The sequence below is a fragment of the Chryseobacterium sp. IT-36CA2 genome (assembly GCF_949767875.1).
GTDB lineage: Bacteria > Bacteroidota > Bacteroidia > Flavobacteriales > Weeksellaceae > Chryseobacterium.
Map to the genome: position 1 here is coordinate 166,657 of NZ_CATKPG010000022.1, position 26,961 is coordinate 193,617.

Consider the following 26,961-nt stretch of genomic DNA (forward strand, 5'->3'; position numbering starts at 1 on the left):
TTTAGATTCTTTCGTTTTTGATCTCCTCTACAATTTCAGGATTTAAAAGCGTACTGATGTCTCCAAAATTACTGAAGTCACCCTCCGCAATTTTTCTCAGGATTCTACGCATAATCTTTCCTGAACGTGTTTTTGGAAGCCCGGAAACAAACTGTATCTTGTCCAGTTTAGCAATCGGCCCGATCTGATCGGCAATCAGTTGATTGATTTCTTTCTTAAGATTTTCCTTATCACGTCCTTCTCCGGTTTCTTTAAGCGTTACATAACCGTACAATGCATTTCCTTTGATATCGTGAGGATAGCCAACAATTGCGGATTCTGCAACGGCAGGATGCTGGTTGATACTGTCTTCGATAGGTGCTGTCCCTAGATTGTGCCCTGAAACAATGATCACATCATCTACACGACCTGTAATTCTGTAATAACCGACCTCGTCTCTCAAAGCACCATCACCTGTAAAATACTTTCCTGGGAAAGCTGTGAAATAAGTCTCCTTATATCTTTGGTGGTCACCCCAGATGGTTCTTGCAATTCCCGGCCATGGAAAACGGATGCAAAGATTTCCTGTAACCTGATTTCCTGTAATTTCATTTCGCTTATCATCCATCAGAACCGGCTGTACACCTGGAAGAGGAAGAGTAGCATAAGTTGGTTTGGTAGGTGTCACAAAAGGCAATGGTGAAATCATAATTCCTCCTGTTTCTGTCTGCCACCATGTATCTACAATCGGACATTTTTTCTTTCCGACATGATCATTGAACCAATGCCATGCTTCATCATTGATAGGTTCACCTACAGAACCAATAACTTTCAAAGAGCTGAGATCATGTTTATCTACCCATTCTGTACTTTCTTTTGCTAAAGAACGGATGGCTGTAGGAGCCGTGTAAAACTGAGTGATTTTATGCTTTTCAATCACTTCCCAGAAACGGTCTGGTTCAGGGTAAGTAGGTACTCCTTCGAAAATTACCGTTGTAGCTCCATTCAATAATGGTCCGTAAAGAATGTAAGAATGTCCAGTGATCCACCCGATATCTGCTGTACACCAATAAATATCATTTTCTTTATAATTAAATACATTTTTGAAAGTATAGGCGGTGTATACCATATAGCCGGCGCAGGTATGCAGCATTCCTTTTGGTTTTCCAGTAGATCCGGAAGTATATAAAATGAAAAGAGGATCTTCAGAATCCATAATGACAGTAACGAAATCAGGAGAAGCTTTTTCATACAGATCAGCCATCCAGTAATCTCGTCCTTCTTTCATGGTAATTTCGTTGTGGGTTCTCTTTACAACAAGAACTTTCTCAACGGTTGGAGTTTTCTCCAGGGCATCATCCACAATAGTTTTCAGATCCAGGACTTTATTTCCTCTGTAGCTTCCGTCTGATGTGATAACCATTTTTGCCTCACAGTCATTCACTCTTGAAGCAACTGCGGAAGCAGAGAATCCAGCGAATATAACAGAATGTACAGCTCCCAGTTTTGCACAGGCAAGCATAGTTACTGCCAGTTCAGGAATCATGGGAAGATAAATACAGACTCTGTCTCCTTTTTCAATACCCATGTCACGTAGAACATTGGCTGTTTTATTAACACGTGTATACAGTTCGTTGTAAGAAATATGCTGTGCTTCTTCCTTAGGATCATTGGGTTCCCAGATGATCGCTGTTTTTTCTCCTCTTATGGTAAGATGTCTGTCGATACAGTTTTTGGTAATATTGAGTTTAGCATTTTTGAACCAGGTGATCTTCGCTTCATTCATATCGTACTTAACAACCTTGCTCCATCTTTGATACCACACAAAGTTTTGATCTGCTACCTTATCCCAGAATTTTTTAGGATTTTTGATAGACTTTTTATAGTCTTCAAAATATTGTGGTAAATCTTCTATTAAGTAATTTCTCATATCCCTTTCGTTTTTTGAAATTTGAATTTATTTTAAATTTATGTTTAATTTCTGGCTTAAGCCTTGTATTCCTTTATTTTTTTCTGAATTTCATCAATGATTTTTTCATCATCAATAGTGGATGGAATCTGAAAATCTTTCCCGTCAAGCAGCGTTCGGATCAGCTTTCTTAAAATCTTGCCGGATCTTGTCTTAGGTAAGCGATTGACAACCATTGCGCTTTTCAGAAAAGCTACTGCTCCGATTTTATTGCGTACCATTTGGATAATGTCTTTTTCAATCTCTTCTTCAGAAATAGTTGAACCATTCTTTAAAACAACCGTTGCAAAAGGAACCTGTCCTTTTAAATCATCATCAATGCCCACCACAGCGCATTCTGCAACATCAGGATGTGAAGAAACAATTTCTTCCATTTCCGAAGTGGAAAGCCTGTGTCCCGCTACATTGATTACATCATCCACTCTTCCTGTAATGAAAATATAACCGTCTTCATCTTGTATTGCACCATCACCAGAAAAATAATATCCTTTATACTGAGACAAGTAACTATTTTCAAAGCGTGCATAATCTTTCCAAATTCCAAGCATGGCACCAGGAGGAAGAGGAAGTTTGATCACCAGATAGCCTTCATGGTGAGGATCAAGTTCCAATCCGTTTTCATCGAAGATTTTAATGTCATATCCCGGAATTGGTTTTCCCGCAGATGCTCTTTTGATCTGATAGTTTTCATCATGCGTCAGTAATCCGAGCATAGGCCAGCCGGATTCTGTCTGCCACCAATGGTCTATTGCCGGAATACCGATGTGCTCTGCAAACCAGTCTAAGGTAGCTACATCACATCTTTCACCAGCCAGAAACTGCTTTTTAAAATGTGACAGATCATATTTTTTTACCAGTTCTCCGTTTGGATCTTCTTTTTTAATGGCTCTGATGGCGGTAGGAGCTGTAAACATCACGGAAACTTTATATTCTGAAATGATTCTCCAGAAAGTTCCTGCATCAGGAGTCATGATCGGTTTCCCTTCAAAAATTATGGTTGTATTTCTGTTGATTAATGGCCCGTACACAGAAAAACTATGTCCTACAGCCCATCCAAAGTCTGAAGCCGCCCAATAGGTTTCTCCTCGTTCTACACCATAAACATGCGTCATTGAGAATTGTAATGCAGTAGCATAACCTCCGGTATCACGAACAATGCCTTTAGGTTTTCCGGTAGTTCCCGAGGTGTAAAGCAAATAAAGCGGGTGAGTAGATTCCACAGAAATACAATCTGCCGGGGTAGATTTTTCTACCAATTCTTCATAGTCAATCAGCCCTTCGAACATTTCATCCTTATTATCGACTAGTTTTCTGTTGTATACAATGATATTGTCTACTTTATCCTGTGCCAGTTCAATCGCTTTTTCTACCAACGGCAGATAAGGGATTCTTTTGGCAATTTCCACACCGGCTGTAGCTGTGATTAAAACTTTAGGTTTGCAATCGTCAATTCTCACCACAAGCTCATGTGGGGCAAAGCCTCCGAAAACCACATTGTGAATAACCCCGATTCTTGCACATGCCAGCATCGCAAAAAGAGTTTGTGGAATCATCGGCATATAAATAACAGCAGTATCTCCTTTTTTCAATCCCAAAGAAACGAGACCTCCCGCAAGCCTGGAAATTTCTTCTTTGGCCTGATTGAAAGTATAGGTTTTCTTCTGATTAGTGACAGGCGAATCATAAACGATAGCAATCTGTTCTCCGAAACTGTCTTCAATATGTTTGTCAATACACAGATAGCACATATTAAGTTTTCCGTCGGAAAACCATTGTGGGTAATTATTTTCGTCTTGGGAAAGGATTTGCTGGGGAAAATCAAACCACTTTATTTGTCCGGCTTGTTCTTTCCAAAAATCTTCTTTGTTTTCTATGCTTTGTTTAAATAATGTATCGGTGTTCATATCAAGGTCAATAGTTGTGTTTTAGTATTCAAGTGTCATTACGAGGCGAAGGCGAAGTAATCTCTTTATAAATCTTAATAGTTTGTTTTTGCCTATTAAAACATCTCCTCAATCTGCTGCATCAGCTTTTTAATCGAGTAGGGCTTTGTGACATAGGCATCTGCTCCCATTTCCAATCCTTTTTCAATATCCCTTGGATTGTTTTTGGCACTCAGAAAGATGACTTTGGTACCCTTCAGTTTTTCATCCTGTTTAATGAGATCAAGGGTGCTGTAGCCATCAAGATTAGGCATCATAATATCAAGAAGGATCACGTCCGGAACCATTGTTTTAAGGAAATCCAGAACTTCCGTTCCGTCACGGGCAATATAGACATCGTATCCGTTTTTCTTAAAACTGTATTCTAGCGACATTAATATTTTGTGTTCGTCATCCGCAATAATTATCTTTCTCATAAGAAGGTTTTAATGGTGTTCAACTTCATTTGTAATCTCGTTTTTAGTTTTTTTGGGAATGCTTATGGTGAAAGTTACGCCCAATCCACTGTTTTCGGCTTTTATACTTCCTCCGTGTGCCTGTACTATTTTTTTGGAAATGGCCAGTCCCAATCCGCTTCCTGTTGGCTTCAATATGTTTTGATTTTTCGATTGATAAAACTTGTCAAAAATCATTTCCAGATCCTCTTCAGGAATATGTTTCCCGGTATTGAAAATGGAGATGATCAGCTGCCCGTCTTTTTCAAATAATTTGGTCTGGATTGTTCCTTGTTCTTCTGTAAATTTTAAGGCATTACCCCAGATATTCTGAAACAGCTGAATCATTCTTGCTTCATCATATTCAAATATAAAATGATTCAGGAGATTAACTTCACTCAAATGAATATTTTTCTGCTGTATCAGGTGAAGGAGAGGATTTAATGCTTTTTTATACGTTTCAATAATAGTATTTTCCTCAATATGTAAAGAGATTTCACCATGTTGTAATTTGTCCAGATAAAGAATATCGTTGATGATTTCGCTTAATCGGTCAGATTCTGTAACAATGTTGTTTAAAAACTCCTGTTTGATATCAAAAGGAATATCATCATCATCGGCTAAGATTTCTCCGGCAGAGCGGATGGCTGTAATCGGAGTTCTCAGTTCGTGGGCGACCGAATCAAGGAAGTCGTCTTTTTGACGGTCTTTGACAATCAGATTTTCGTTGGCATTTCTTAGATCATCAGAAAGTTTTTGCAGCTCCTCAGATTGTTCTGTAAGTTTTTTATTTAAACTGATATTTTCTTGTGATTCTTCAAGGATATTCAAAACCTCTTTTAAAGATATTTTATCTTCTTTGGTTACCCCTTCAATTAATATTTTTGCTGATGCGGTTCCAATTCTTCCGGCTAAAAGGTTTTCTGAAAATTTGATAAATCTTGAGTCAGCAGTTTCGGTCTTTGAATCAATATTATATTTTAAATTAAAAATCCTTAAGGCCTGCTCTGTTTTATTTTTACCTAAAAAACGCTCCAAAATATTCTGAATATCTGAAATATAAGCAGTTCCGCGCCAGATGAAAGCATTTTCGTGATTTTGAATATACTTGTCAATATCCACATACAATTCAGCAAAGTTTCTTTCCCGGTAATTTCCTTTAGAGCTTACGGAAACAATGGTAAACAGGCTTGTATTTATGAGCATCGACCAGAAAAAGATCTGAGGAATTCTTTCTAAATAAGGAATGGTGAAAAAGTCAAAAGCGTTATACATATCCCGGATTACTCCTTTAAACTCCTGATTGTACGAAAAATAATACTGTGGAATAATCAATCCGAAATAACAGATTATTAACCCGGCTAAAAGTCCTGTAACAGTACCTTTATAACTTCCTCTTCTCCAAAATAAAGCACCGAAAAATGCAGGGGCAAGCTGTGCAATCACTACAAAAGAGATCAATCCTACAGAATCCAGCGAGGTTTTCAGAATGAAATATTTGTAGAAGGCAAAAGCCATGATGATCAGAGCAAAAATGCTGAATTTTCTGATGTTGGTAATGCTTCTTGTATTTTTTTCTTCACTTTCAGATTTCAATTTTCCAAGCAATCCATACGGGATGATCAGGTTGTTGGAAAGCATGATAGATAAAGTGATGGCAGAAATAATAATCATAGAAATACAAGAGCTTAATCCGCCAAGAAAAACAAGGACAGTGATCAAAGTATTATCGAAATGTTGTGGAATAAGAATAGAGTAGAACTCAGGATTTACTTTCTGTCCGTCAAAAATCAATCTTCCTCCCCATGCAATCGGGAAAATAAAGATGGTGAAGATTAAAAGGTAAAGCGGGAAAAACCAAATGGCTGTTCTAATGTGCTTTTCCTGTCTGTTCTCAACAATGGCGGTGTGAAATTGTCTTGGAAGAATGCAGATCGCTGTGGCAGAAATCATACACAGAACCATCCAGTTCATGGCCCCTTCAATTCCGTTGAATGTATTTTTTTCTTTAAAATCTTCAAATTTGCTGGCCTTCTCATAAATATCTGAAAACCCATCAAAAGCATAATAAATCACGAAAAGTCCAAGAATAATAATAAAGAATAGTTTTAAAAAGCTTTCCAGTGCAATGGCAGAGATAATTCCCAGACGCTTTTCTGAAGCATCTACATATCTTGTTCCATAATAAGAGGAAAATAAGGCAATTAAAACAACAACAAAAGTGGCATTATCGGTCAGTATATCCTTAGACATCGGTGTTTCCGTTACCAGATGAAAGGTTTCAGAAATGGCTTTGATCTGCAGCCCGATATAAGGAACGATCGCCAGAAGGCAGACCACGGTGATAATAGCACTCAGGCTTCTGCTGTTACCATATCTCAATGAAATAAAATCGGCAAGGCTGCTTATTTTATTCACTCTTGAAATTCTTACAATCCGGGTATTAATGTAGATCCATGCCGGAATAATCATAATAGGGCCAATGTAAATCGGAAGATAGTTGAGCCCGCTTGTCGCTGCCACTCCAATACTTCCGTAATACGTCCATGCTGTACAATATACCGCAAGAGACAAAGCATAAATGTAAGGATTGTTGATCCAGATTTTACTCCTTTTCTTCTCTGCCAGATAAGCAACTAAGAAAAGAAGGGCAAGATAAAACAGAACTACAAAAAATAATGCGAAACTACTCATCGTACCTTTTTACAATTACAAAAGAAATCACAATAGAGATCATCCAGACCGCGAACAGATAGATCAGGATCATAGGATAGCCCAAAACCTCCCTGTCACTGTTGAAAAGCAATGAAATAGGAATGCTGAAAGCAATCATAAGCCCTACGCTCAGTATGATAAGTTTTTGTTCGTGTCTTTTTTTCATAAACGATTTTGATAAAAGATAATTGATGGACGCGCTATCCATCAATTATCTATATTATTGGTTTTAAATTTTATCGTCAGAATATTCTCCTTTTAAGGCATAATAACCGAAAATAGCCATTCCGCCTGAGATAATCGGCATCAGTACAAAAAGAATGATGATGCCAAAAACCAGATCTTCCTGTTTTCCGGAAGCGATTTTTGGAATTCCCAATACCGTAATTCCGAAATATCCTACAATCACCGCGATGGCGATCCAGAGAATGCCTAATATTTTTTTTAGTCCGTTCATTTTTAATTGTTTTAAAATTAATAAAAATTTGAGTGATTCAGTGCCTAATCATGAAGATTATTGTTCTTATTTTTAAGATAAAACAATCCGATGATCAAACAGACTGTAGCAACCCCAATCGGGTACCAAAGTCCTTCCAGATACCATGTCGCATGTCCTGCTTCTTTTCCTGTTGTTACCAGATAAGTTGCTACTGCCGGAAGAAGTCCTCCAAATACTCCGTTTCCGATGTGGTAAGGCAATGACATTGAGGTGTATCGGATTCTCACAGGGAACATTTCAACAAGAAAAGCAGCAATAGGGCCATATACCATGGTTACAAATATCACCTGGATGAATACCAGGAAGACCAGATACCATTTGGTGTTGTCACTTAATTTTAAACTTTGAGAAACTTTGGCTTCCTCAGCTTTTCCGTCTTTCATCACGACACCTGCAGGCGACCAGTGAACAACACTGTCTTTTTTGATTAAAGTTCCGTCTGTATAAAGGGTTTCTTTATGAAAAGTGACCAGACTGTCTGTTGCAATATCATTGTGGATTTTAGCAGTTCTTTTTTCTGTAATTCCATTTGCTGCAACCGTTTTATTTTCAAGGTTTACACTCTTGAACATACTGTCGTAAATGGGTCTGTAGGCTAAAATAGCAACCAGCATTCCAGTCATCATCACTGCTTTTCGCCCGATTTTATCAGACAGCCATCCAAAAAATACGAAGAAAGGTGTTCCTAAAAATAAAGCCGTTGCCATCAGTGAATCTACCTGTGCAGATTCTACATTCATTACCTTTTGAAGGAAGCTCATCGCATAGAACTGTCCTGTGTACCAGATGACCCCTTGTCCCATTGCAGCCCCGAATAAAGCTAGTAAGACAAACTTGAAATTGTATTTGTTTCCAAAGCTTTCTTTTAAAGGGTTTTTAGACGTTTTACCCTCGCTTTTAGCTTTCGCAAAAAGAGGAGACTCTTTCATATTCTTTCTGATGATGTAAGATACAGCTACCATTAGAATTGAAATCCAGAAAGGAACTCTCCAGCCCCAGGTGTCAAACTCTTCTGCAGAAAGGGTTGTTTTAGTGATGAGAATAACAATTAATGAAATGAAAAGTCCTGCTGTAGCAGTAGTCTGGATCCATGAAGTCCAATATCCGCGGCGATGAGGTTGAGCATATTCTGCTACATAAGTGGCGGCACCTCCGTATTCACCTCCTAAAGCAAGTCCCTGAAGTAATCTCAGGATTAAAACTAAAACCGGTGCCATAAAACCAATGGTTTTATAACTTGGAATACATCCAATCAGGAACGTAGAAAATCCCATGATTAGCAAAGTAACAAGAAAAGTGTATTTTCTTCCGATAATATCTCCCAGTCTCCCAAAAAATAAAGCTCCGAAAGGTCTTACTACAAATCCGGCAGCAAAAGTGGCTAGAGTAGATAAAAATGCAGCGGTAGGATTATCGGCAGGGAAAAATTTGGTTGCTAAAACAACGGCCAAACTTCCAAAAATGTAGAAGTCATACCATTCTATCAATGTTCCGAGGGATGAGGCTGTGATCACGCTCCAAATGGTGCGGTTCTTCTGCCTGTCGGTCATATTTTCGTAGGTTTCGTGATGATTTTCGCTCATATCGATTAGTTTTTGATGTTATTGGAATAGGGTGTTAAATTGAATTTTTTGAATCATTAAGAACTTTAAATAATTAAGAAAAATAAGATATGTCTGAAGATATGATTAAGTTCAATAATTGGGGAGTGCCATTCTGAATGAAATGAAATATAGTGAAGAATCTCATGTGAGTCTGGTTGTTAGTAAGATTCTTCCTTCGTCAGAAATCAAAGATTCGACGTAGTCAATGACAAAAGTCAAATGATTTGAATTTTGAGAAAGTATCCCTGATCCATATTAATTTCTTTTTTCTTCTTAATGGTTTAAGTTTTACAGGTAGATTTGAAACTGCACAATAAATTCTCCTTTAGAAGAAGGACTTTCCGTAGGACTCGTGTAAATCGGTCTTGTTGAATATTGTGTTGTGATTTTTGCATGATGTCCGTCTATAAACCAATTGGCACCTACATCAAACTGGGATGAAGATTTATCGAAAGCCTCAAAACTTTTATGAGTATAAGCTGCAAAAGGCTGTATTCTGATTTTTGGTTTCTCGGCCTGACTGGGTAATAGTAAACCAGCCTGTGCGTAGATAATATTACCTGTTCCGATGGTTGGTTGTAGATTTCCTGGTCCTGCGATGGCTTTATTGCCGATGAAATTAGGATCAGATGCTCCAATGTTCATCGTTCCCAGGTTTCTTACATAATTTGGCCCGAAATTATAGTTATAATATCCTGCATAGGCAGAAACAGCCATTTTGTTTTTTGCTTCACCTAATGGAATGTCTGCAAAAGCATCAACTGCAAAAAGGGTAATGTCATGTTTTTCAATATTTGAATTGACGGAAGTTCTTGTTCCGTCAGCCTGATTATAAAAACCAGCACCTACATTGAAAACCTTTTTCGTTCCAAGGTAAGATCCCACTTTGAAAGGGAGTGTATTGGATTCCTCATCAAGAAATTGATACTCAACATATCCTGCCTTTGAAAAGCTTGGGTTCCCGTTATTGTCTACAGCTACAGCCTTCGAAGGATCTGTTACATTTACAGGGGTAAGATCTGTAGCGAAGGGTTTATTTAAACTGAAACGATATTCCAGTTTTCCGTATTTTCCTTTTGCAAACATTCCCAGTTGTCTTGCAAACTGGTCTGAATTGTCAATCAATGGCCATGAGAAAACGGGAGAATCTAATGTTAAGAAATTAAGCGTAGAAGCCATAGTCATACGGGAAAGTCCCATGTAATAATGAAGACCTGCCCCTAAAGTTAAACTGAATTTTCCAGCTTCTCCAGGTAAAATAACTGCGTATTCGTTCCAGGCATCATGAAAAAATAACTGTGTCTTCTTTCCGTTTCCATAACCTCCTGTACCTGAAGTTCCTGAAGCACCACCATTGATGAAAGTCTGATTGTTGATCCCGAAATGGAGGAGAATCATATATCTTTTAGAGATTTGTGCGTGGGTTAAAGCACGTAATCTTCTGTTTCCCAGGCTCCATGAGTTGTCAGTGGGTTCGCCTCCTACCATGGTTCCGGGGTTCATGGAAGTGTTTCTTAACCAAAACTGATCCCATAAAATAAATCTGACAAATTTATCACCGTTTTGATTGAGGTTTATTTTTAAGCCATTGCCGTAATCAGGAGAGCCCTGTGAATATAAGGAACTGCTGATTAAAGCTAATCCAATGAATGTAAGTAATTTCTTCATAAATTATCAATTTTTGGCGTTGTTTTTTATGAATGCCAAATTGTAATTAATAATTTATTTATGAAAATTTAATATATATTAGTGGTAATAATATAGTTGTGATATGAGTGATATGTCAATCATTCTATTATCTCTTAGTTTAATACACTCACTTTTCTACTTATTTCTTAAATCTTTCCCATTTAATCAGCATGTATTTATCAGCAAATTGAGTGATGATAATTCCAGAATTCTTAATGTTTTCTTCCTGTGCAATGTATTCTATAAGTTCATTCTGCTTTAATATTTTATAAACAGGATGGAATTCAGAGTGAGGAGGTCTGGTGATATTATATTTTTTGATCCATGAGCTTATCGTAACGTGGGAAACTCCGATAATTCTTTCAATTTCACGGTAGCTTAAACCTTCAAGATAAAGTTGAAGAGCCTTGGTGACATAATAGTCATCAATTTGTTTTCCCAGCTTTTTAACGGTAAAATAATAGTTGCAGTCTTTGCAGTGAAAGCGCTGTTTCTCATTAATGATACCGCTTTTCACAACTTTGATACTCTTGCATTTAGGACAGATATTTTCCATAACTATATTATTTTAGCAAATATATAATAAATTAGCAAATGTATATTTTCCTGTAAAGATAATTTTACCTGCTTTAAATTTTAAAACAAAAAAAATATCTTTTTTATTTGGATTTAAAAGAAATTATATTTTAAATTTGCCAAAAAAATTAGATAAATAAATGGAAATAGAAATTTCCTCATGCGAACATCTAATGTATGTGAGTGAAATACAGCAGGAAATGTATGATTCTGCACAGCGTAGAGGAACGGGTATCGCAAAACGTTCTATAGAATATTTGAGTAAGAAGATTTCAGAGGGCAATGCTGTGGTAGCCACTGAAAATGGTGAGTGGGTAGGTTTCTGTTATATAGAGACCTGGTCACATGGGAAGTTTGTGGCTAACTCGGGGCTGATTGTGTCACCGAAATTCAGGAACGGGGGAGTAGCGACTCAGATTAAGCAGAAAGTTTTCCAATTATCTAGAGACAAATATCCGGATGCGAAAGTATTTGGTTTGACAACAGGTTTAGCAGTAATGAAAATCAATAGTGATTTAGGATATAAGCCGGTTATTTATTCTGAACTGACTCAGGATGAGGAATTTTGGAATGGCTGCAAAAACTGCGTGAACTATGAAATTTTAATGATGAAGGAACGCAAAAACTGTCTGTGTACAGCTATGTTATTTGTTCCTGAAAATGATAAAAAAAAAGATGAGGTAGTACATGATCTGCCTGAAAATAAATATAATGAAGTAAACCAAAATGATTTTGAACATTCTGTACAGAAATCTCTTGGTGAGTTCCATTTGACAACTAAAAAAAATAAAAAGAGTCCAGATGAAAAAGAAAGTCATCTTAGCGTTTAGCGGAGGTTTAGATACTTCCTACTGTGCTAAATATCTTAGTGAAACACTAGGATATGAGGTGTATGCAGTTACTGTAAATACCGGAGGTTTTTCAAAAGAAGAAGAAAAAGAGTTGGAGAGAAAAGCTTTAAACCTTGGGGTAAAAGAATACAGGTGCGTAGATGCTCAGGAAGATTATTATAATTCATGTGTGAAATATTTGATTTTTGGGAATGTGCTGAAAAATAATACCTATCCTCTTTCTGTAAGTGCTGAACGTACTATTCAGGCGCAGGAAATTGCAAAATATGCGATTGAGGTAAAAGCGGATGCAATTGCTCACGGAAGTACGGGAGCTGGAAACGATCAGGTTCGTTTTGACTTGATTTTCCAGGTGATGTGTCCGAATATTGAAATTATTACTCCAATTCGCGATATGGCTTTGTCCCGTGAAGAAGAAATTGAATTTTTGAAAGAACACGGTTACGAAATGGAGTTTCAAAAGGCTCAATATTCCGTCAATAAAGGACTTTGGGGAACTTCTGTAGGAGGGAAAGAAACATTGACTTCAAGAAATTATCTTCCGGAAGAAGCTTTTCCATCGCAAATCAAAGAAACTCAGCCTTCAGAACTGGAGATCGAGTTTAAAAATGGTGAAGTTGTTGGAGTTAATGGAGAAAGTTTTGAACATTCAGTGTACGCTATTCAAAAAATAGAAAAATTAGCTTCAGCATACGGAATTGGTCGTGATATCCATGTAGGAGATACCATTGTTGGGATTAAAGGAAGAGTAGGATTTGAAGCTGCCGCAGCATCGGTGATCATCAAAGCGCATCATTTATTAGAAAAGCATACCCTTTCAAAATATCAGCAGATGATGAAGTCTCAGTTATCCGATTGGTATGGAAACTGGCTTCATGAGGCACTTTTCTTAGATCCTGTGATGAGAAATATTGAATCTTTCTTAGTAGATTCTCAGAAAACAGTGAGCGGAAAAGTATTTGTCACTCTTCATCCATACAGATTTATTTTGAATGGAATTGAATCTGCTCATGACCTGATGTCTGATAAATTCGGAAGCTATGGAGAAGCTAACAGAGCTTGGACAGGTGATGATGTAAAAGGATACACAAAGATTGTAAGCAATTCTTTAAATATATACCACCAGATTAACCAAAATATCAACTAGTTCCGAAAGGACAATGTAATGAAAGGCAGAACAAAATTCTGTCAGAATCAAAATGAAGAAAACAGTAGGAATAATTGGTGCCAACGGTTATACAGGAAGTGAGCTGATACGCTTACTAGCTTTTCATCCCCATGTGACATTGAGTTTTTTATATAGTCGTTCGAATTCGGGAACAAGAATTTCGGATCTGTACCCGGATTTAACGACAGTTTGTGAAATGGTTTTGACGGATAAACCTGAAGAGGTAGATGTTCTTTTTCTGTGTCTTCCCCATAAAGAAAGTCAAAACTGGTTAACTCAGAATCCTGTTAAAGATGAAACGCTGGTAATTGATCTTGGAAACGATTTCCGTTTAGAAGGAAACTTTGGGAACAGAGATTTTATCTATGGATTGCCAGAAATCAATAAAAAACAACTGACGGGTGCAAAAAGTATTGCCAACCCGGGATGTTTTGCTACAGCTATTCAATTGGCTTTATTGCCATTGGCAGAAAAAGGAATATTAAATGAAGTTTTTACTACAGGGATCACAGGTTCTACAGGAGCCGGACAATCTTTGCAGGCAACCACTCATTTTACCTGGAGAAATGATAATGTGTCAGCCTATAAAACACTAGCTCATCAACATGTAGATGAGATTTTACAGCAACTGAATTCATTTAATAATAAAGAAGTAAACCTGAATTTTGTTCCATGGAGAGGAGATTTTGCGAGAGGGATTTTTACAAGTTCTACCATGAAGACAGACTTGACGCTGGAGGAAATAGAACAATTGTATCAGGATTTTTATGCGGAGGAGCCTTTTGTTACAGTAAGTAGCAGGGCAGTTGATTTAAAGCAGGTTGTCAATACCAATCGCTGTGTGATTCAGATCGAAAAGAGTGGAAATGTTGTCGTTATTCACTCAGCGATTGACAATTTGTTAAAAGGTGCTTCGGGACAGGCAGTACAGAATATGAATCTGGCCATGAACTGGGAAGAAAATGCAGGGCTGAACCTGAAACCGATAGCATTCTAATATAGAAAGTAGATGGATGTATGGGAACTAGAAACCCGAATCTCACATCATTTATTATTTATCAATTATCATTTATAAAAAGACATGAATTTATTCAACGTATATCCATTATTCAACATAAATCCGGTAAAAGCTCAGGGATCTTTTCTTTGGGATGATAAAGGAGAACAATATCTTGATTTTTACGGAGGTCATGCAGTGATTTCTATCGGGCACAACCATCCACATTATCAGAACAAACTGAAAGATCAACTGGAAAAAATATCTTTTTATTCCAACTCTGTTCAGAATGAATTACAGACTGAACTGGCAGAAAAATTAGGAAAGCTTTCAGGATATGAAGATTATAACCTTTTCTTATGTAATTCAGGAGCGGAAGCGAATGAAAATGCATTGAAACTGGCTTCTTTTCACAATGGAAAGAGCAAAGTACTTTATTTTTCAGGTTCATTTCACGGAAGAACTTCCGCTGCAGTTTCCGTGACAGATAATCCAAAAATTGTTGCTCCGGTTAACTTCTCAGAAAGATTTATCAAATCTGAATGGAATGATGTACAACAGCTTGAAGAAACCTTTGAAAAATTTGGAAATGAAATTTCATCCGTAATCATCGAAGGAATTCAGGGAGTAGGAGGAATTATGATTCCAACGCCGGAATTTTTATCTAAAATTAAAGAATTGTGCGAAAAATATGATGCTGTTCTTATTTTGGATGAAGTGCAGTCCGGGTATGGGAGAAGCGGATATTTCTTTGCCCATCAGGAATTTGGTGTAGAGGCAGACATTATTACGACAGCAAAAGGAATGGGGAATGGTTTTCCTGTTGGCGGAGTTTTAATCCATCCTAAATTCGAGGCAAGCAACGGTTTGCTGGGGACCACATTTGGAGGAAATCATCTGGCTTGTGCAGCTTCAATTGCTGTTCTGGATGTCATGAAAGATGAGAATCTTCTTGAAAATGCTCAACAGATGGGTGAGTATATTGAAAATGAAATTAAAGATTTACCACATATTAAATCCATCCGAAGGAAAGGATTGATGATCGGAATAGAACTCGATATAGACTGTTCAGAAGTAAGGAAAGAATTACTGTTCGATCATCATATTTTCACTGGAAACTCTAATGATAAAACAGTGTTAAGGATTCTTCCGGCACTGAATATCAAAAAAGAGGAAACGGATCTTTTCATCAGTGCCCTGAAGGGGGTATTGGGAAATATCTAAGCGATTTAAAAACAAAATCTTTAAAATTAATTCAAAATGAAAAAATTTACCTCTGTAAGTGATGTAGAAGACTTACAGGAAATCATAAAAAAAGCTTTACAAATAAAAGCAGATCCCCTTACTGAAACACAAAAAGGAAAGGGAAAAACAATCGGACTTGTATTTTTAAACTCAAGTTTGAGAACCCGCCTGAGCAGTCAGATTGCAGCTCAAAATCTAGGGCTGAATGTATTGACATTAAATGCTGCACAGGAAGCCTGGAATCTTGAATTTGCAGATGGAGCTGTAATGAACGGAGATACCGTAGAGCATATCAAAGATGCAATTGAGGTTTTAAACCAATATTGTGACATCATTGCAGTGCGTTGTTTTGCAGGAATGAAGAGTAAAGAAGATGATGTGAATGAAAGTATCTTAAGTCAGTTTGAAAAACATGCAAAAGTTCCTGTCATTTCATTGGAATCAGCTACCCGTCACCCGTTGCAAAGTCTTGCAGACTGTATCACGATCACAGAAAACTGGAAAAAGGACCATAAGCCAAAAGTGGTATTGACTTGGGCGCCACACATCAAACCTATCGCTCATGCTGTGGGAAATTCTTTCGCAGAATGGATGCAGGAAATGGATGTGGAATTGGTAATTACTAATCCCGAAGGGTATGATTTAGATAAAAACTTCACAAAAGATGTGACGGTATTCCATGATCAGGATGAAGCGTTGAAAGATGCGGATTTTGTTTATGTAAAAAACTGGTCTTCTTTTGATGATTATGCTGCAATGCCTGAAGTAAAAGGCAACTGGATGCTTACCAACGAAAAATTAGCCAATACCAATGAAGCAAAAGTAATGCACTGTCTTCCGGTTCGCCGTAATGTGGAATTGAGTGATGAAGTGATGGATGGAGATCATTCTATCATTTATCAGCAGGCAAAAAACCGAATTTTCTCGGCACAAGCTGTATTCAGTGAAATTTTAGATGAATTAGCCAAATAGTTTTTTGCTTTTATCCTTGTCAAGGATCAGGAAAGAGCAAGTATCACAAAATGTTGACAAATGAAAGAAAAGTTATACATCATAAAAATTGGCGGAGCTTTAATTGATGATGAGGAATTATTAACCCAATTCTTAGAGCAGTTTTCTGAAATTCAGGAAAAGAAGATTCTTGTACATGGTGGAGGCAAGCTGGCAACAACGCTTGCTGATAAACTGGGCATCGAACAGAAAATGATCAACGGAAGGAGGATTACAGATAAAGAGACATTGGATATTGTAACGATGGTCTATGCAGGAGGAATCAATAAAAATATTGTTGAAAAGCTGCAGCAGAAAAAATGCAATGCCATAGGGTTTTCCGGAGCAGATGGAAATTTAATCAAGGCTAAAAAAAGAGAACATCCTGAAATCGATTTCGGATTTGTAGGGGACATCAATAAGAAGAGTGTAAATAGAAAACTGGTTTCAAAACTCATCAAGCTTGGTCTTATTCCTGTGTTTTCGGCGATTACCCACGATAGAAAAGGAAATCTTTTCAATACCAATGCAGATACCATTGCATCTGTAATGGCCCAGGCTCTTTCAGAGAAATATGAAGTTGAATTGTTGTATTGTTTTGATAAAGAAGGAGTTTTGGAAGATGTAAACGATCCTGAATCAGTCATTAAAAGTGTAACTGAGGAAGATTTCACCACATTAAAAGAAGAAGGAAAGCTTCACAAAGGGATTTTGCCCAAACTTGAAAATGCTCTTGGAGCCATAAAAAATAATGTAGACAAAGTGTTTCTGATCAAAGAAACAGAATTGAAAAACCATATAGAAAATCATCATGCAGGAACTGAAATCTGTTTATAATAAAGAAGAGTTATTGAATAATGCGGTCGGATTGCTTAAAAATTTGATTGAGATTCCTTCATTCAGCAAAGATGAATTTAATACTTCGATAGAAATTGAGAATTTTTTTAAAAAACACCAGATTCCTACCAAACGTTTTAAAAACAATATCTGGGCAGTGAATAAGCACTTTGATGTTTTTAAGCCTTCCATTTTATTGAATACGCATCATGATACAGTAAAACCTAACAAAGCTTACACGCTGGATCCGTTTGTTCCTATTGAAAAAGATGGAAAATTATTTGGATTAGGAAGTAATGATGCCGGAGCTTCTTTGGTTTCTATGGCACAGGTATTTTTACATTTTTATGATAAAGAAGATTTAAAATATAATTTAGTTATTGCTTTGACGGCAGAGGAGGAGATCTCAGGATTTGATGGAATAGAAGCCCTGTTTCCGCAGCTACCCAATGTAGAACTCGCTATTGTAGGAGAACCCACGCAGATGAATCTGGCGATTGCAGAAAAAGGACTTCTTGTGATTGATGGAGAAATGAAAGGTACTCCTTCTCATGCTGCTCATCCTAATGATGATAATTCGATTGTAAAATGTATGCAGGATCTGCAGAATATTCTTTCCTTTAAATTTCCAAAGGTTTCAGAATATCTGGGAGAAGTTAAGGTTACTTTATCCGGAATTCATGCAGGAGTACAGCATAACGTTGTTCCGGAGTCTTGTAATTTTACGCTTGATGTAAGAGTGACAGATGAATATTCTAATCAGGAAGCATTCGATATTATTCAGTCTCAGATGAAATCTACATTAACGGCAAGATCGTTCAGGCTGAATTCTTCAAAGATCGAAATGGATCACCCATTCGTAAAAGCAGGAATTGAAATCGGAAGGACAACTTACGGTTCACCGACTTCTTCGGATCAGGCCATTATTCCATGCACATCGGTAAAAATGGGACCTGGAGACAGTAGGCGCTCTCACACAGCAGATGAATTTATCTATATCCAGGAAATAGAAGAAGGAATAGAAATCTACATCAGAATTTTAGAAAAAGTGTTATAAATAATGGAAGAATGAAGCGGGAAGATGGAAGTTATTATAGTTTGTAATTCGCTTCCAGCCTCCAGCCTCAGGCTTCCAGCTCAATATATGTTTTGACTCCGCCCGGCAGGCATTGAAGTTTAGTTTTTAATAAGATTTATGCAAAAAGAAAATTAGAAATGAAAGCTTTAGATGAGGAAATGTTTTTTTATAGTTAATAGTAATAAGGATTGCCTTGCCGGGTATGTCAAAACCCATCAGTATTTTAAATCAGAATATTATGAAAAAAATATGGCAGAAGGATGACCTTGCCACCAATATATTAGTCAATAACTTTACAGTCGGTAAAGACCTTGACTTTGACGAACGTTTAGCGAAATATGATGTGAAAGGTTCTATGGCACATTGCAAAATGCTGGCAGAAACCGGAATTATCACTCAGGAAGAATCAGAACAGATGTTATTTGTTTTGAATACTATTTTAAATAAAATTGAAGAAGGTAGTTTTGAAATTGATAAAGATGCTGAGGATATCCATTCTCAGGTAGAAGCCATTCTCATTGAAGAATTAGGCGATACAGGAAAGAAAATTCATACGGCAAGATCACGAAATGATCAGGTTTTACTGGATATAAAATTGTACTTATTGGATGAAATTCGTGAGATCACAGCGCTTACAGATGAGTTTTTCCAGATTTTAATTCAATTGGCAGATCAACACAAAAATGTTCTGCTTCCGGGATATACCCATTTGCAGATTGCAATGCCTTCATCATTCGGACTGTGGTTCGGAGCTTATGCAGAAGCGCTTTTGGATGATGTGGAAATGCTGTTTTCTGTAAAGAATATCATTAATAAAAACCCACTGGGATCAGCTGCTGGTTATGGTTCGTCTTTCCCTATCAATCGTGAAAGTACTACTTATAATCTGGGCTTCCAGTCGATGAATTATAACTCGGTGTATGCTCAGATGACCCGTGGAAAGTCGGAAAAAATGTTATCAATGGCAATGGCGACTTTAGCCGGAACATTGGGGAAGTTTTCTTATGATGTATGTTTATATCTAAGCCAGAATTTTGACTTCATTAGCTTTCCGAAAGAATTTACGACAGGAAGCAGTATTATGCCTCATAAAAAGAATCCGGATATCTTTGAGCTTGTTCGTGCACGATGCAACAGAATTCAGTCACTTCCGAACGAATTGATTCTTTTGACAAGCAATCTGCCTTCCGGATATCACAGAGATGTACAATTGACGAAAGAGATACTTTTCCCGGCAATAGATTCTTTAAAGGAATGTCTGGAAATCTTAAGTTATACTTTACCGAATATTCAGGTAAAAGACGGAATTCTGGAAGATGAAAAGTATAAATATCTTTTCAGCGTAGAAAAGATCAATGAAGAAGTGAAAAATGGAAGTTCATTCCGTGATGCTTATGTAAAAGTAGGGCAGGAAATTGAAAACAACGAGTTTGAATTTGAGGCCGGAAATCTTGAACATACTCACCAGGGAAGTATCGGGAATCTTTGTCTGGACAAAATAGAATATCAGTTCAATAAACTGAAAAATAAATTATTGGGTTAGAATCTAAGCCATTAAGGTCATCAAAACTTAGGCAATATCAGTAGAAGTTCTAAAAGTAATTTTTAGCCTGCTGTCTTTTCGTTTGTGAACCTTAATCTTTAATAAATCTTAATTGCTTAAGTGATCTTAATGGCTGGATTGTAATTCCGCTCTTTGAATTTGATGATTGATAAACTGAACCATTAAGGAAGTAAAGATTTTAAAATTCGCTTGCGAATTCCTTAATTATTCTTCACGCCTTAAAAGCTCTTAATGGTTTAAAAATAGAAGGATTATTCCAGATCAATTTTAAACTTGGTAGATTTTTTCACTTCGTGAAGTACGATAGAACTGTGATATTGTCCAATGTTAGGCAGGTTTGAAATCACACTCACCGCAAACTCATTATAAGAATTGATGTCTTTTGCGATAATTTTCAGCATATAATCATATTCTCCGGAAAGGCTGGTGATTTCCTGAACTTCATCGTATTTGGAAATATTGTCCTCAAAGGTCTCCAATACTTTTTTGGATTGTTCCTTAAGACGTACATTACAATAAACGATAATATTCAGTCCCAGTTTTTCACGGTTTAAAAGACCAACGTATTTTTCAATGATCCCATGTTTCTCCAATTGTTTGATTCGCTCATACGTAGGAGTAAAGGTAAGCCCTATCTTTTCGGAAATTTCTTTTACCGATAGTGTAGAGTCTTCCTGAATAATACTGAGAATCATTTTGTCTTTTAAATCCATAGAATAAAGTTGTGTGCTAACAAAAATATTAATTTTAAATGAGAATAAGGAAGGACTGAAGTTTTTAATTTATTTTAAACATAATTTTTGTGGGTTCATAAAATTGTTGTATCTTTGCACCTAATGAATAAAAAAGCATTTATATCATTAGATTTACCGGGCGAAAGCGCCCTTTACGATATTTATTGTTATTAAGCGAAGATAGTTGTCTTCGCTTTTTTTATGCCCAAAAATTAGAATTATGTTTACGATTACAGAACTAAGCACCGAGAGAATCAACAGTATACTGACAGAAGCAATGGCTTTTGCAAATGGTAAAACTGCCAAAATTGAAGGAGAAGTTTTTTGCTCAAACCTTTTCTTCGAAGACAGTACAAGAACGAAAACAAGTTTTGATCTTGCAGAAAGAAAACTGGGACTTCAGGTAGTTCCTTTTGATGCATCACACAGTTCGGTAAACAAAGGAGAAAGTCTTTATGACACTGTAAAGACCATCGAGAGTATAGGAGTGAACCTTGTGGTGATCCGCGATAAGAAAGACAGATACTTCGAGGAACTGAAAAATATCAAAATTCCGGTGATCAACGGAGGAGACGGTACTGGAAATCACCCTTCACAATGTATGCTGGATCTGATGACCATCTACCAGGAATTTGGAAAGTTCGAAGGATTAAAGGTAGGAATTGTCGGCGATGTAAAGCACAGCCGTGTTGCCAACTCAAATGCAGAAGCATTAAGAAGGTTAGGAGCTAAAGTATACTTCTCAGGACCAGAACAGTGGTTTGACGAAGGAGCTCTGATCAACGGAACTTATATGTCAGTAGATGAACTGATCGCTGAAGTGGATGTTTTGATGCTATTAAGAATTCAGCATGAAAGACATGATGATGCAATGAGCTTCACTGCCTCAGAATATCACAGAAGATATGGTCTGACCAAAGAAAGAGAACAAGCTATGAAAAAAGAAGCAATCATCATGCACCCGGCTCCGATCAACAGAGGAGTGGAGATAGATTCAGATCTTGTAGAATGCGAAAGATCAAGAGTTTTTAAACAAATGCAGAACGGGGTATTCGCAAGAATGGCCATTTTGAAAGAAGCATTGGTAAGCAAAGGGTATACCTTTAAGTAAGACTCAAGGTAAAAGAGCCAGGTTAAAAGTAAGAAGCTAAAAGTTAAAAAAGCCCCAGAGGGGCGGCCTGTTAATAGCAATGGGAGAGAACCCATGGAAACAAAAGGATATAGAAAATCCGAGCCCTGTAAGGGCGGCCTGTTAATAAAATATAAGTAAAATAATAGAGATAAAAGTTTAAAATGAAGAAAAAATTAATACTGGAGTCCGGTGAAGTGTTTCATGGAGAAGGTTTCGGAGCAGAATTGGAAACAGCAGGAGAAGTAGTTTTCAATACCGGAATGACAGGGTATCAGGAATTGATTTCTGACCCATCATACTGCGGTCAGATAGTTTGTATGACCTATCCGCTTATCGGAAATTATGGTATTAACCGTGATGATTATGAAAGTATTGAGCCGGCAATCAAAGGGCTTATCGTAAAAGAACTTTGCGATCTTCCTTCCAATTTCCGTACTCAGATTACTTTAGATGAATTATTTAAAAAGAAAAACCTTTCAGGAATTTCAGGAATCGACACAAGAAGACTGACAAGAATTCTTCGTAACTCCGGAGTTGTAAAAGGAAAAATTGTAAACGCTGATGCGGACGAAGCTACAGTAGCTTCTGAGTTAAAATCAACAAGTTTCCCAACTAATCAGGTAGAAGAAGTTTCCACAAAAACACCTTATGCTAACCCAAACAGAGGTTTCAAAGTAGTATTGGTAGACTTCGGTGCAAAACTGGGAATTATCAGAGAACTGTCTCAAAGAAACTGTGATATCATTGTGGTTTCTCATGATACAACAGCAGAAGAAATCTTATTGATGAATCCGGACGGGATTATGCTTTCAAACGGTCCTGGTGACCCGGAAGATGTGCCGCACGCGTTAGATATGATCAGAGGATTATTAGGAAAAGTTCCAATTTTCGGAATTTGTTTAGGACACCAATTGATTGGTCTTGCTTGTGGAGCGAAAACGTTTAAGCTGAAATTCGGACACAGAGGAGGAAACCACCCTGTGTTGGATCTGGAGAAAAATACAGTAGCCATTACTTCTCAAAACCATGGATACGCTGTAGATCAGGAAAGCTTAAAAGGAACAGATCTTATCGAAACGCATATCGCTTTGAACGACAGAACAAACGAAGGATTGAAACACAAAATCCACCCTTGTTTCTCAGTTCAGTATCACCCTGAAGCGAGCCCTGGTCCGGAAGATGCAAACTACCTGTTTGACGAGTTCATTCAAATGATGGAGGACTTTAAAAAGTAAGAAAGACATCAGATATTAGACATCAGATAACAGATTCTATCATGCATAATTTTGAAAAAATAGTTTTTTGGCAAAAATCGATTGAACTTGCAAAAGAGGTTTACGTCATTTGTGCAGAGTTACCTAAAGATGAAAAGTTTGGTTTGGTTTCTCAAATTAAAAGATCTGTAATCTCTATTCCTTCTAATATAGCAGAAGGGGCAGGAAGAAATAATGACAGAGAGTTTTATCATTTTCTAGGAATTACAAATGCTTCCTCTTTTGAGCTACAGACCCAGTTAATTTTAACCAGAGAATTAAATTTGCTCGAAGTAGAAAAAGTTAATAGTTTAATATCAAATCTGAATGAAATTCAAAGAATGATTTATACATTCAAATCTAATTTAAAAAAGTAAAAACAACTTGTTGGAGGTCTGAAATCTGACATCTAACATCTTGTATCTAAAAAAAGAAAAATGGCAAAACGTACAGATATAAAAACAATTTTAGTAATCGGTTCAGGACCTATCATCATTGGTCAGGCAGCTGAATTCGATTACGCAGGAACGCAGGCTTGTCTGTCTTTGAAGGAAGAAGGCTACAAGGTAATTTTGATCAACTCAAACCCTGCAACGATCATGACGGATGTGGAAATCGCTGATAAAGTATATATCGAGCCGATTTCATTACAGTTTGTAAGCCACATCATCAGAAAAGAACGTCCGGATGCATTATTACCAACATTAGGAGGACAAACAGGTCTGAATATGGCGGTAGAATTGGAAAAATCAGGAATTCTTGAAGAGTGCAAAGTGGAAGTATTAGGAACTAAGCTTTCTGCCATCAACAGAGCAGAAGACAGAGACCTTTTCCGCGAGTTGATGAGAGAGCTGAACGAACCGGTACCAGAATCTGATATCGTCAATACGGTTGAAGGAGCACTTGCTTTCGCAAATGAGATTGGTTATCCTGTAATTGTTCGTCCTGCTTTTACGATGGGAGGTACCGGAGGTGGTATCGCTTCTACAGAAGTTGAATTGAAAGAGATTGCTGAATTAGGACTGAAACACAGCCCGGTTACTCAGTGTCTTATTGAAAAATCAATCGCAGGTTTCAAAGAAATTGAATACGAAGTAATGCGTGATGCAAACGACAACGCCATTGTGGTTTGTAACATGGAAAATATTGATCCTGTAGGAGTTCACACAGGTGACTCTATCGTAGTAGCACCTTCTCAGACCCTTTCAGACAGAGAGTATCAGTTACTGAGAAATGCTTCATTAAAAATCATCAGAGCGTTAGGAATTGAAGGTGGATGTAACGTACAGTTAGCTTTAGATCCGCATTCATTCGAATATTATATCATCGAGGTAAACCCTAGAGTTTCCCGTTCATCAGCTTTAGCAAGTAAAGCAACAGGATATCCGATTGCAAAAATTGCAGCAAAAATCGCTGTGGGATTGACTTTGGATGAAATCATGAACCCTGTAACAGGAAAAACATATGCATGTTTCGAGCCGGCTCTTGACTATGTCGTAACAAAATTCCCAAGATTCCCATTCGATAAATTCGAAACTGCCGACAGAAGACTTTCAACTCAAATGAAAGCAACTGGTGAAGTAATGGCGATCGGAAGAAACCTTGAAGAATCTTTACAGAAAGCAATCCGTTCATTAGAAACAGGAATCAAACATTTAGGATTAAAAACAAAACAGGCCCAGGCACTTACTGCTGAAGAAATTGAAAGAAGAATCAGAGTATGTGATGACGAGAGATTATTCATCATCGGAGATGCTTTAAGAAGAGGATACGACTGGGAACAGATTGTAGAATGGAGTAAAATCGACAAATTCTTTATCTGGAAACTGAAAAAGTTAGTTGACTTCGAAAAAGTAATCGCTGGAAACAAATTTGATAAAGAAACATTAATCGAAGCTAAAAGATTAGGTTTTGCAGACATCAACATCGCTGTTCTTTGGGATGTAAAAGAGCGTGAGATTTTCAACTTCAGAAAAGAAAACGGAATCATGCCGGTTTACAAAATGGTAGACACTTGTGCGGCTGAATTTGAAAGTGAAACGCCTTACTTCTACGGAACTTACGAAGAAGAGAATGAAAGTGTTGTTTCAGACAAAGAAAAAATCATAGTATTAGGTTCCGGACCTATCAGAATCGGACAGGGAGTTGAGTTTGACTACGCTACTGTTCACTCTGTATGGGCGATCAAAGAAATGGGTTATGAAGCGATTATCATCAACAACAACCCTGAAACAGTTTCTACTGACTTCTCTATCTCTGATAAATTATACTTCGAGCCGCTTACAGAAGAAGATGTAATGAACATCATCGAGCTTGAAAAACCAAAAGGAGTTGTAGTACAATTCGGAGGGCAGACTGCCATTAACCTTGCAGATAAATTAGCCTCTCACGGAGTACAGATCTTAGGAACTTCATTGGAAGATCTTGACAGAGCTGAAAACAGAGATAAATTCGAGAAAGCACTTCAGGAAATGGGAATTCCCCAACCAAAAGGAAGAACTTCAACATCTAAAGAAGAAGCTATCAAAATCGCTAACGAAATCGGATATCCGGTATTGGTGCGTCCAAGCTACGTTCTTGGAGGTAGAGCAATGGAAATTGTATACGCAGAAGCAGAATTGGCTCACTACATGGAAAATGCGGTAGAAGCAAGCCCAGAGCACCCTGTTTTGGTAGACAAATACATGGTAGGAAAAGAAATTGAAGTAGATGCCATCTGTGACGGAGAAACAGTAGTAATTCCAGGAATTATGGAGCACATCGAAAGAGCAGGAGTTCACTCCGGAGACTCTATCGCAGTATATCCGCCACAAAATATCTCTCAGAGTGAGATTGATACTTTGGTAGATTATACACAAAGGCTGGCAAAAGGATTAAAGGTTATTGGATTAATGAACATCCAGTACGTTCTTTTCGAAGGAAATGTATATGTAATCGAAGTAAACCCTCGTTCATCAAGAACAGTTCCTTTCTTATCCAAAATCACAGAAGTTCCAATGGCGAACCTTGCAACAAAGGCAATCCTGGGACAAAAACTGAAAGATTTAGGTTACAAAAACGGATTGGTTCCAAACAAAGAAGGTGTATTTGTAAAAGTACCGGTATTCTCTTTCTCTAAGCTAACGAAAGTTGACATCTCTTTAGGCCCAGAAATGAAGTCTACAGGAGAAGTTATGGGGAAAGATACTACTCTTGAAAAAGCACTTTACAAAGGATTGGTAGCAGCGGGAAGAAAAGTTCCAATGCACGGATCTATCCTGTTCACAGTAGCAGATAAGCATAAAGATGAAGCGGCAGCTCTTGCGGCAAGATTCCATGAAGTAGGATTCAGAATCTGGGCTACGGAAGGGACTGCGAAGTTCTTTGAAGAAAAAGGAATCCCTTGCAAAATCGGATACAAAATCGGAGAAGAAAGTGTAAATCTTATCGACCTGATCCAGAAAGGAAAAGTTCAGTATGTTGTAAACACTACCACAAAAGGTAAGCAAGCAGAAAGAGACGGATTCCAGATCAGAAGAATGAGTGTGGAAAACGGTGTTCCTTGTTTGACTTCAATGGATACAGTAGAAGCTATTCTGAAAGTAATTGAAAGTATGAGCTTCAAAATGGAGACGATGTAATAATCAAACCAGATAATATATTTCAAACCCCGTAAGTTTTCTTACGGGGTTTTTATTTTTATCATTTACAGTAGCATAAAAAGG

22 protein-coding genes are annotated in these 26,961 nt (G+C 37.3%); 12 read left to right on the top strand and 10 right to left on the bottom strand.

The window, feature by feature from the left end:
• Position 1: 1 nt before the first annotated feature.
• From acs to ACM6F9_RS15620, 9 genes are all read right to left on the bottom strand, one after another.
• Positions 2-1,909 carry an acetate--CoA ligase gene (acs, locus tag ACM6F9_RS15580; protein ID WP_414846551.1) on the bottom strand — a complete coding sequence of 636 codons (1,908 nt, stop codon included), beginning with the start codon at positions 1,907-1,909 and terminating at the stop codon, positions 2-4.
• Positions 1,910-1,965: 56 nt separating this feature from the next.
• Positions 1,966-3,852, bottom strand: coding sequence for an AMP-binding protein (locus tag ACM6F9_RS15585; protein WP_414846552.1), 1,887 nt, complete (start codon positions 3,850-3,852; stop codon positions 1,966-1,968).
• A gap of 95 nt (positions 3,853-3,947) precedes the next feature.
• Positions 3,948-4,307: a response regulator transcription factor gene (locus ACM6F9_RS15590; RefSeq protein WP_414846553.1), complete on the bottom strand. Its 360-nt coding sequence runs from the start codon at positions 4,305-4,307 to the stop codon at positions 3,948-3,950.
• Between the two features lie 9 nt (positions 4,308-4,316).
• Positions 4,317-7,019 carry an ATP-binding protein gene (locus ACM6F9_RS15595; protein WP_414846554.1) on the bottom strand — a complete coding sequence of 901 codons (2,703 nt, stop codon included), beginning with the start codon at positions 7,017-7,019 and terminating at the stop codon, positions 4,317-4,319.
• On the bottom strand, positions 7,012-7,206 hold the full coding sequence (locus ACM6F9_RS15600; RefSeq protein WP_105701671.1) for a hypothetical protein: 195 nt from the start codon (positions 7,204-7,206) through the stop codon (positions 7,012-7,014). Before ACM6F9_RS15600 ends, ACM6F9_RS15595 begins: the two co-directional genes overlap by 8 nt.
• A 63-nt stretch (positions 7,207-7,269) precedes the next feature.
• A complete protein-coding gene (locus ACM6F9_RS15605; RefSeq protein ID WP_034696261.1) occupies positions 7,270-7,497 on the bottom strand; it encodes a DUF6814 family protein in 228 nt (75 codons plus the stop codon).
• A 44-nt stretch (positions 7,498-7,541) separates the two neighbouring features.
• Positions 7,542-9,122 (bottom strand): MFS transporter, encoded by a 1,581-nt coding sequence (locus ACM6F9_RS15610; protein WP_414846555.1) that lies wholly within the window; start codon positions 9,120-9,122, stop codon positions 7,542-7,544.
• A gap of 309 nt (positions 9,123-9,431) precedes the next feature.
• Entirely contained in the window at positions 9,432-10,811 is a 1,380-nt protein-coding gene (locus ACM6F9_RS15615; RefSeq protein ID WP_414846556.1) for a porin, read from the bottom strand.
• Positions 10,812-10,971: 160 nt separating this feature from the next.
• Positions 10,972-11,388: a transposase-like zinc-binding domain-containing protein gene (locus ACM6F9_RS15620; protein WP_414846557.1), complete on the bottom strand. Its 417-nt coding sequence runs from the start codon at positions 11,386-11,388 to the stop codon at positions 10,972-10,974.
• 160 nt (positions 11,389-11,548) lie between these two features.
• Between ACM6F9_RS15620 and ACM6F9_RS15625 the strand changes: the two genes are divergently transcribed.
• From ACM6F9_RS15625 to argH, 8 genes are all read left to right on the top strand, one after another.
• Positions 11,549-12,238, top strand: a complete 690-nt coding sequence (locus ACM6F9_RS15625) for a GNAT family N-acetyltransferase (protein WP_414846558.1) — start codon at positions 11,549-11,551, stop codon at positions 12,236-12,238.
• Positions 12,210-13,406 carry an argininosuccinate synthase gene (locus ACM6F9_RS15630; protein ID WP_414846559.1) on the top strand — a complete coding sequence of 399 codons (1,197 nt, stop codon included), beginning with the start codon at positions 12,210-12,212 and terminating at the stop codon, positions 13,404-13,406. The genes ACM6F9_RS15625 and ACM6F9_RS15630 overlap by 29 nt, the downstream gene beginning before the upstream one ends.
• A gap of 52 nt (positions 13,407-13,458) precedes the next feature.
• On the top strand, positions 13,459-14,424 hold the full coding sequence (gene argC, locus ACM6F9_RS15635) for an N-acetyl-gamma-glutamyl-phosphate reductase (RefSeq protein ID WP_414846560.1): 966 nt from the start codon (positions 13,459-13,461) through the stop codon (positions 14,422-14,424).
• Positions 14,425-14,508: 84 nt separating this feature from the next.
• Positions 14,509-15,648 (top strand): aspartate aminotransferase family protein, encoded by a 1,140-nt coding sequence (locus ACM6F9_RS15640; RefSeq protein ID WP_414846561.1) that lies wholly within the window; start codon positions 14,509-14,511, stop codon positions 15,646-15,648.
• A gap of 36 nt (positions 15,649-15,684) precedes the next feature.
• On the top strand, positions 15,685-16,641 hold the full coding sequence (locus ACM6F9_RS15645; RefSeq protein ID WP_414846562.1) for an N-acetylornithine carbamoyltransferase: 957 nt from the start codon (positions 15,685-15,687) through the stop codon (positions 16,639-16,641).
• A 60-nt stretch (positions 16,642-16,701) separates the two neighbouring features.
• Complete coding sequence (argB, locus tag ACM6F9_RS15650) at positions 16,702-17,496, top strand: acetylglutamate kinase (protein WP_414846563.1); 795 nt, start codon at positions 16,702-16,704, stop codon at positions 17,494-17,496.
• Positions 17,471-18,553, top strand: coding sequence for a M20 family metallo-hydrolase (locus ACM6F9_RS15655; RefSeq protein ID WP_414846564.1), 1,083 nt, complete (start codon positions 17,471-17,473; stop codon positions 18,551-18,553). Before argB ends, ACM6F9_RS15655 begins: the two co-directional genes overlap by 26 nt.
• 259 nt (positions 18,554-18,812) lie before the next feature.
• Positions 18,813-20,117, top strand: a complete 1,305-nt coding sequence (gene argH / locus ACM6F9_RS15660; protein ID WP_414846565.1) for an argininosuccinate lyase — start codon at positions 18,813-18,815, stop codon at positions 20,115-20,117.
• Between the two features lie 272 nt (positions 20,118-20,389).
• On the opposite strand, the gene ACM6F9_RS15665 is transcribed toward argH, so the two are convergent.
• Positions 20,390-20,851, bottom strand: a complete 462-nt coding sequence (locus ACM6F9_RS15665; protein ID WP_105701629.1) for an Lrp/AsnC family transcriptional regulator — start codon at positions 20,849-20,851, stop codon at positions 20,390-20,392.
• Positions 20,852-21,092: 241 nt separating this feature from the next.
• On the opposite strand from ACM6F9_RS15665, the gene ACM6F9_RS15670 reads away from it, so the two are divergent.
• The 4 genes from ACM6F9_RS15670 (at position 21,093) to carB (ending at position 26,877) form a co-directional block, all read left to right on the top strand.
• Positions 21,093-21,983 carry an aspartate carbamoyltransferase catalytic subunit gene (locus ACM6F9_RS15670; RefSeq protein ID WP_414846566.1) on the top strand — a complete coding sequence of 297 codons (891 nt, stop codon included), beginning with the start codon at positions 21,093-21,095 and terminating at the stop codon, positions 21,981-21,983.
• A gap of 182 nt (positions 21,984-22,165) precedes the next feature.
• The gene (locus ACM6F9_RS15675; protein ID WP_414846567.1) at positions 22,166-23,239 is read left to right on the top strand and encodes a carbamoyl phosphate synthase small subunit; all 1,074 of its coding nucleotides are present in this window, start codon (positions 22,166-22,168) and stop codon (positions 23,237-23,239) included.
• Positions 23,240-23,280: 41 nt separating this feature from the next.
• A complete protein-coding gene (locus tag ACM6F9_RS15680) occupies positions 23,281-23,634 on the top strand; it encodes a four helix bundle protein (protein WP_414846568.1) in 354 nt (117 codons plus the stop codon).
• A 60-nt stretch (positions 23,635-23,694) separates the two neighbouring features.
• Positions 23,695-26,877 (top strand): carbamoyl-phosphate synthase large subunit, encoded by a 3,183-nt coding sequence (carB, locus tag ACM6F9_RS15685; RefSeq protein ID WP_414846569.1) that lies wholly within the window; start codon positions 23,695-23,697, stop codon positions 26,875-26,877.
• Positions 26,878-26,961 lie beyond the last annotated feature (84 nt).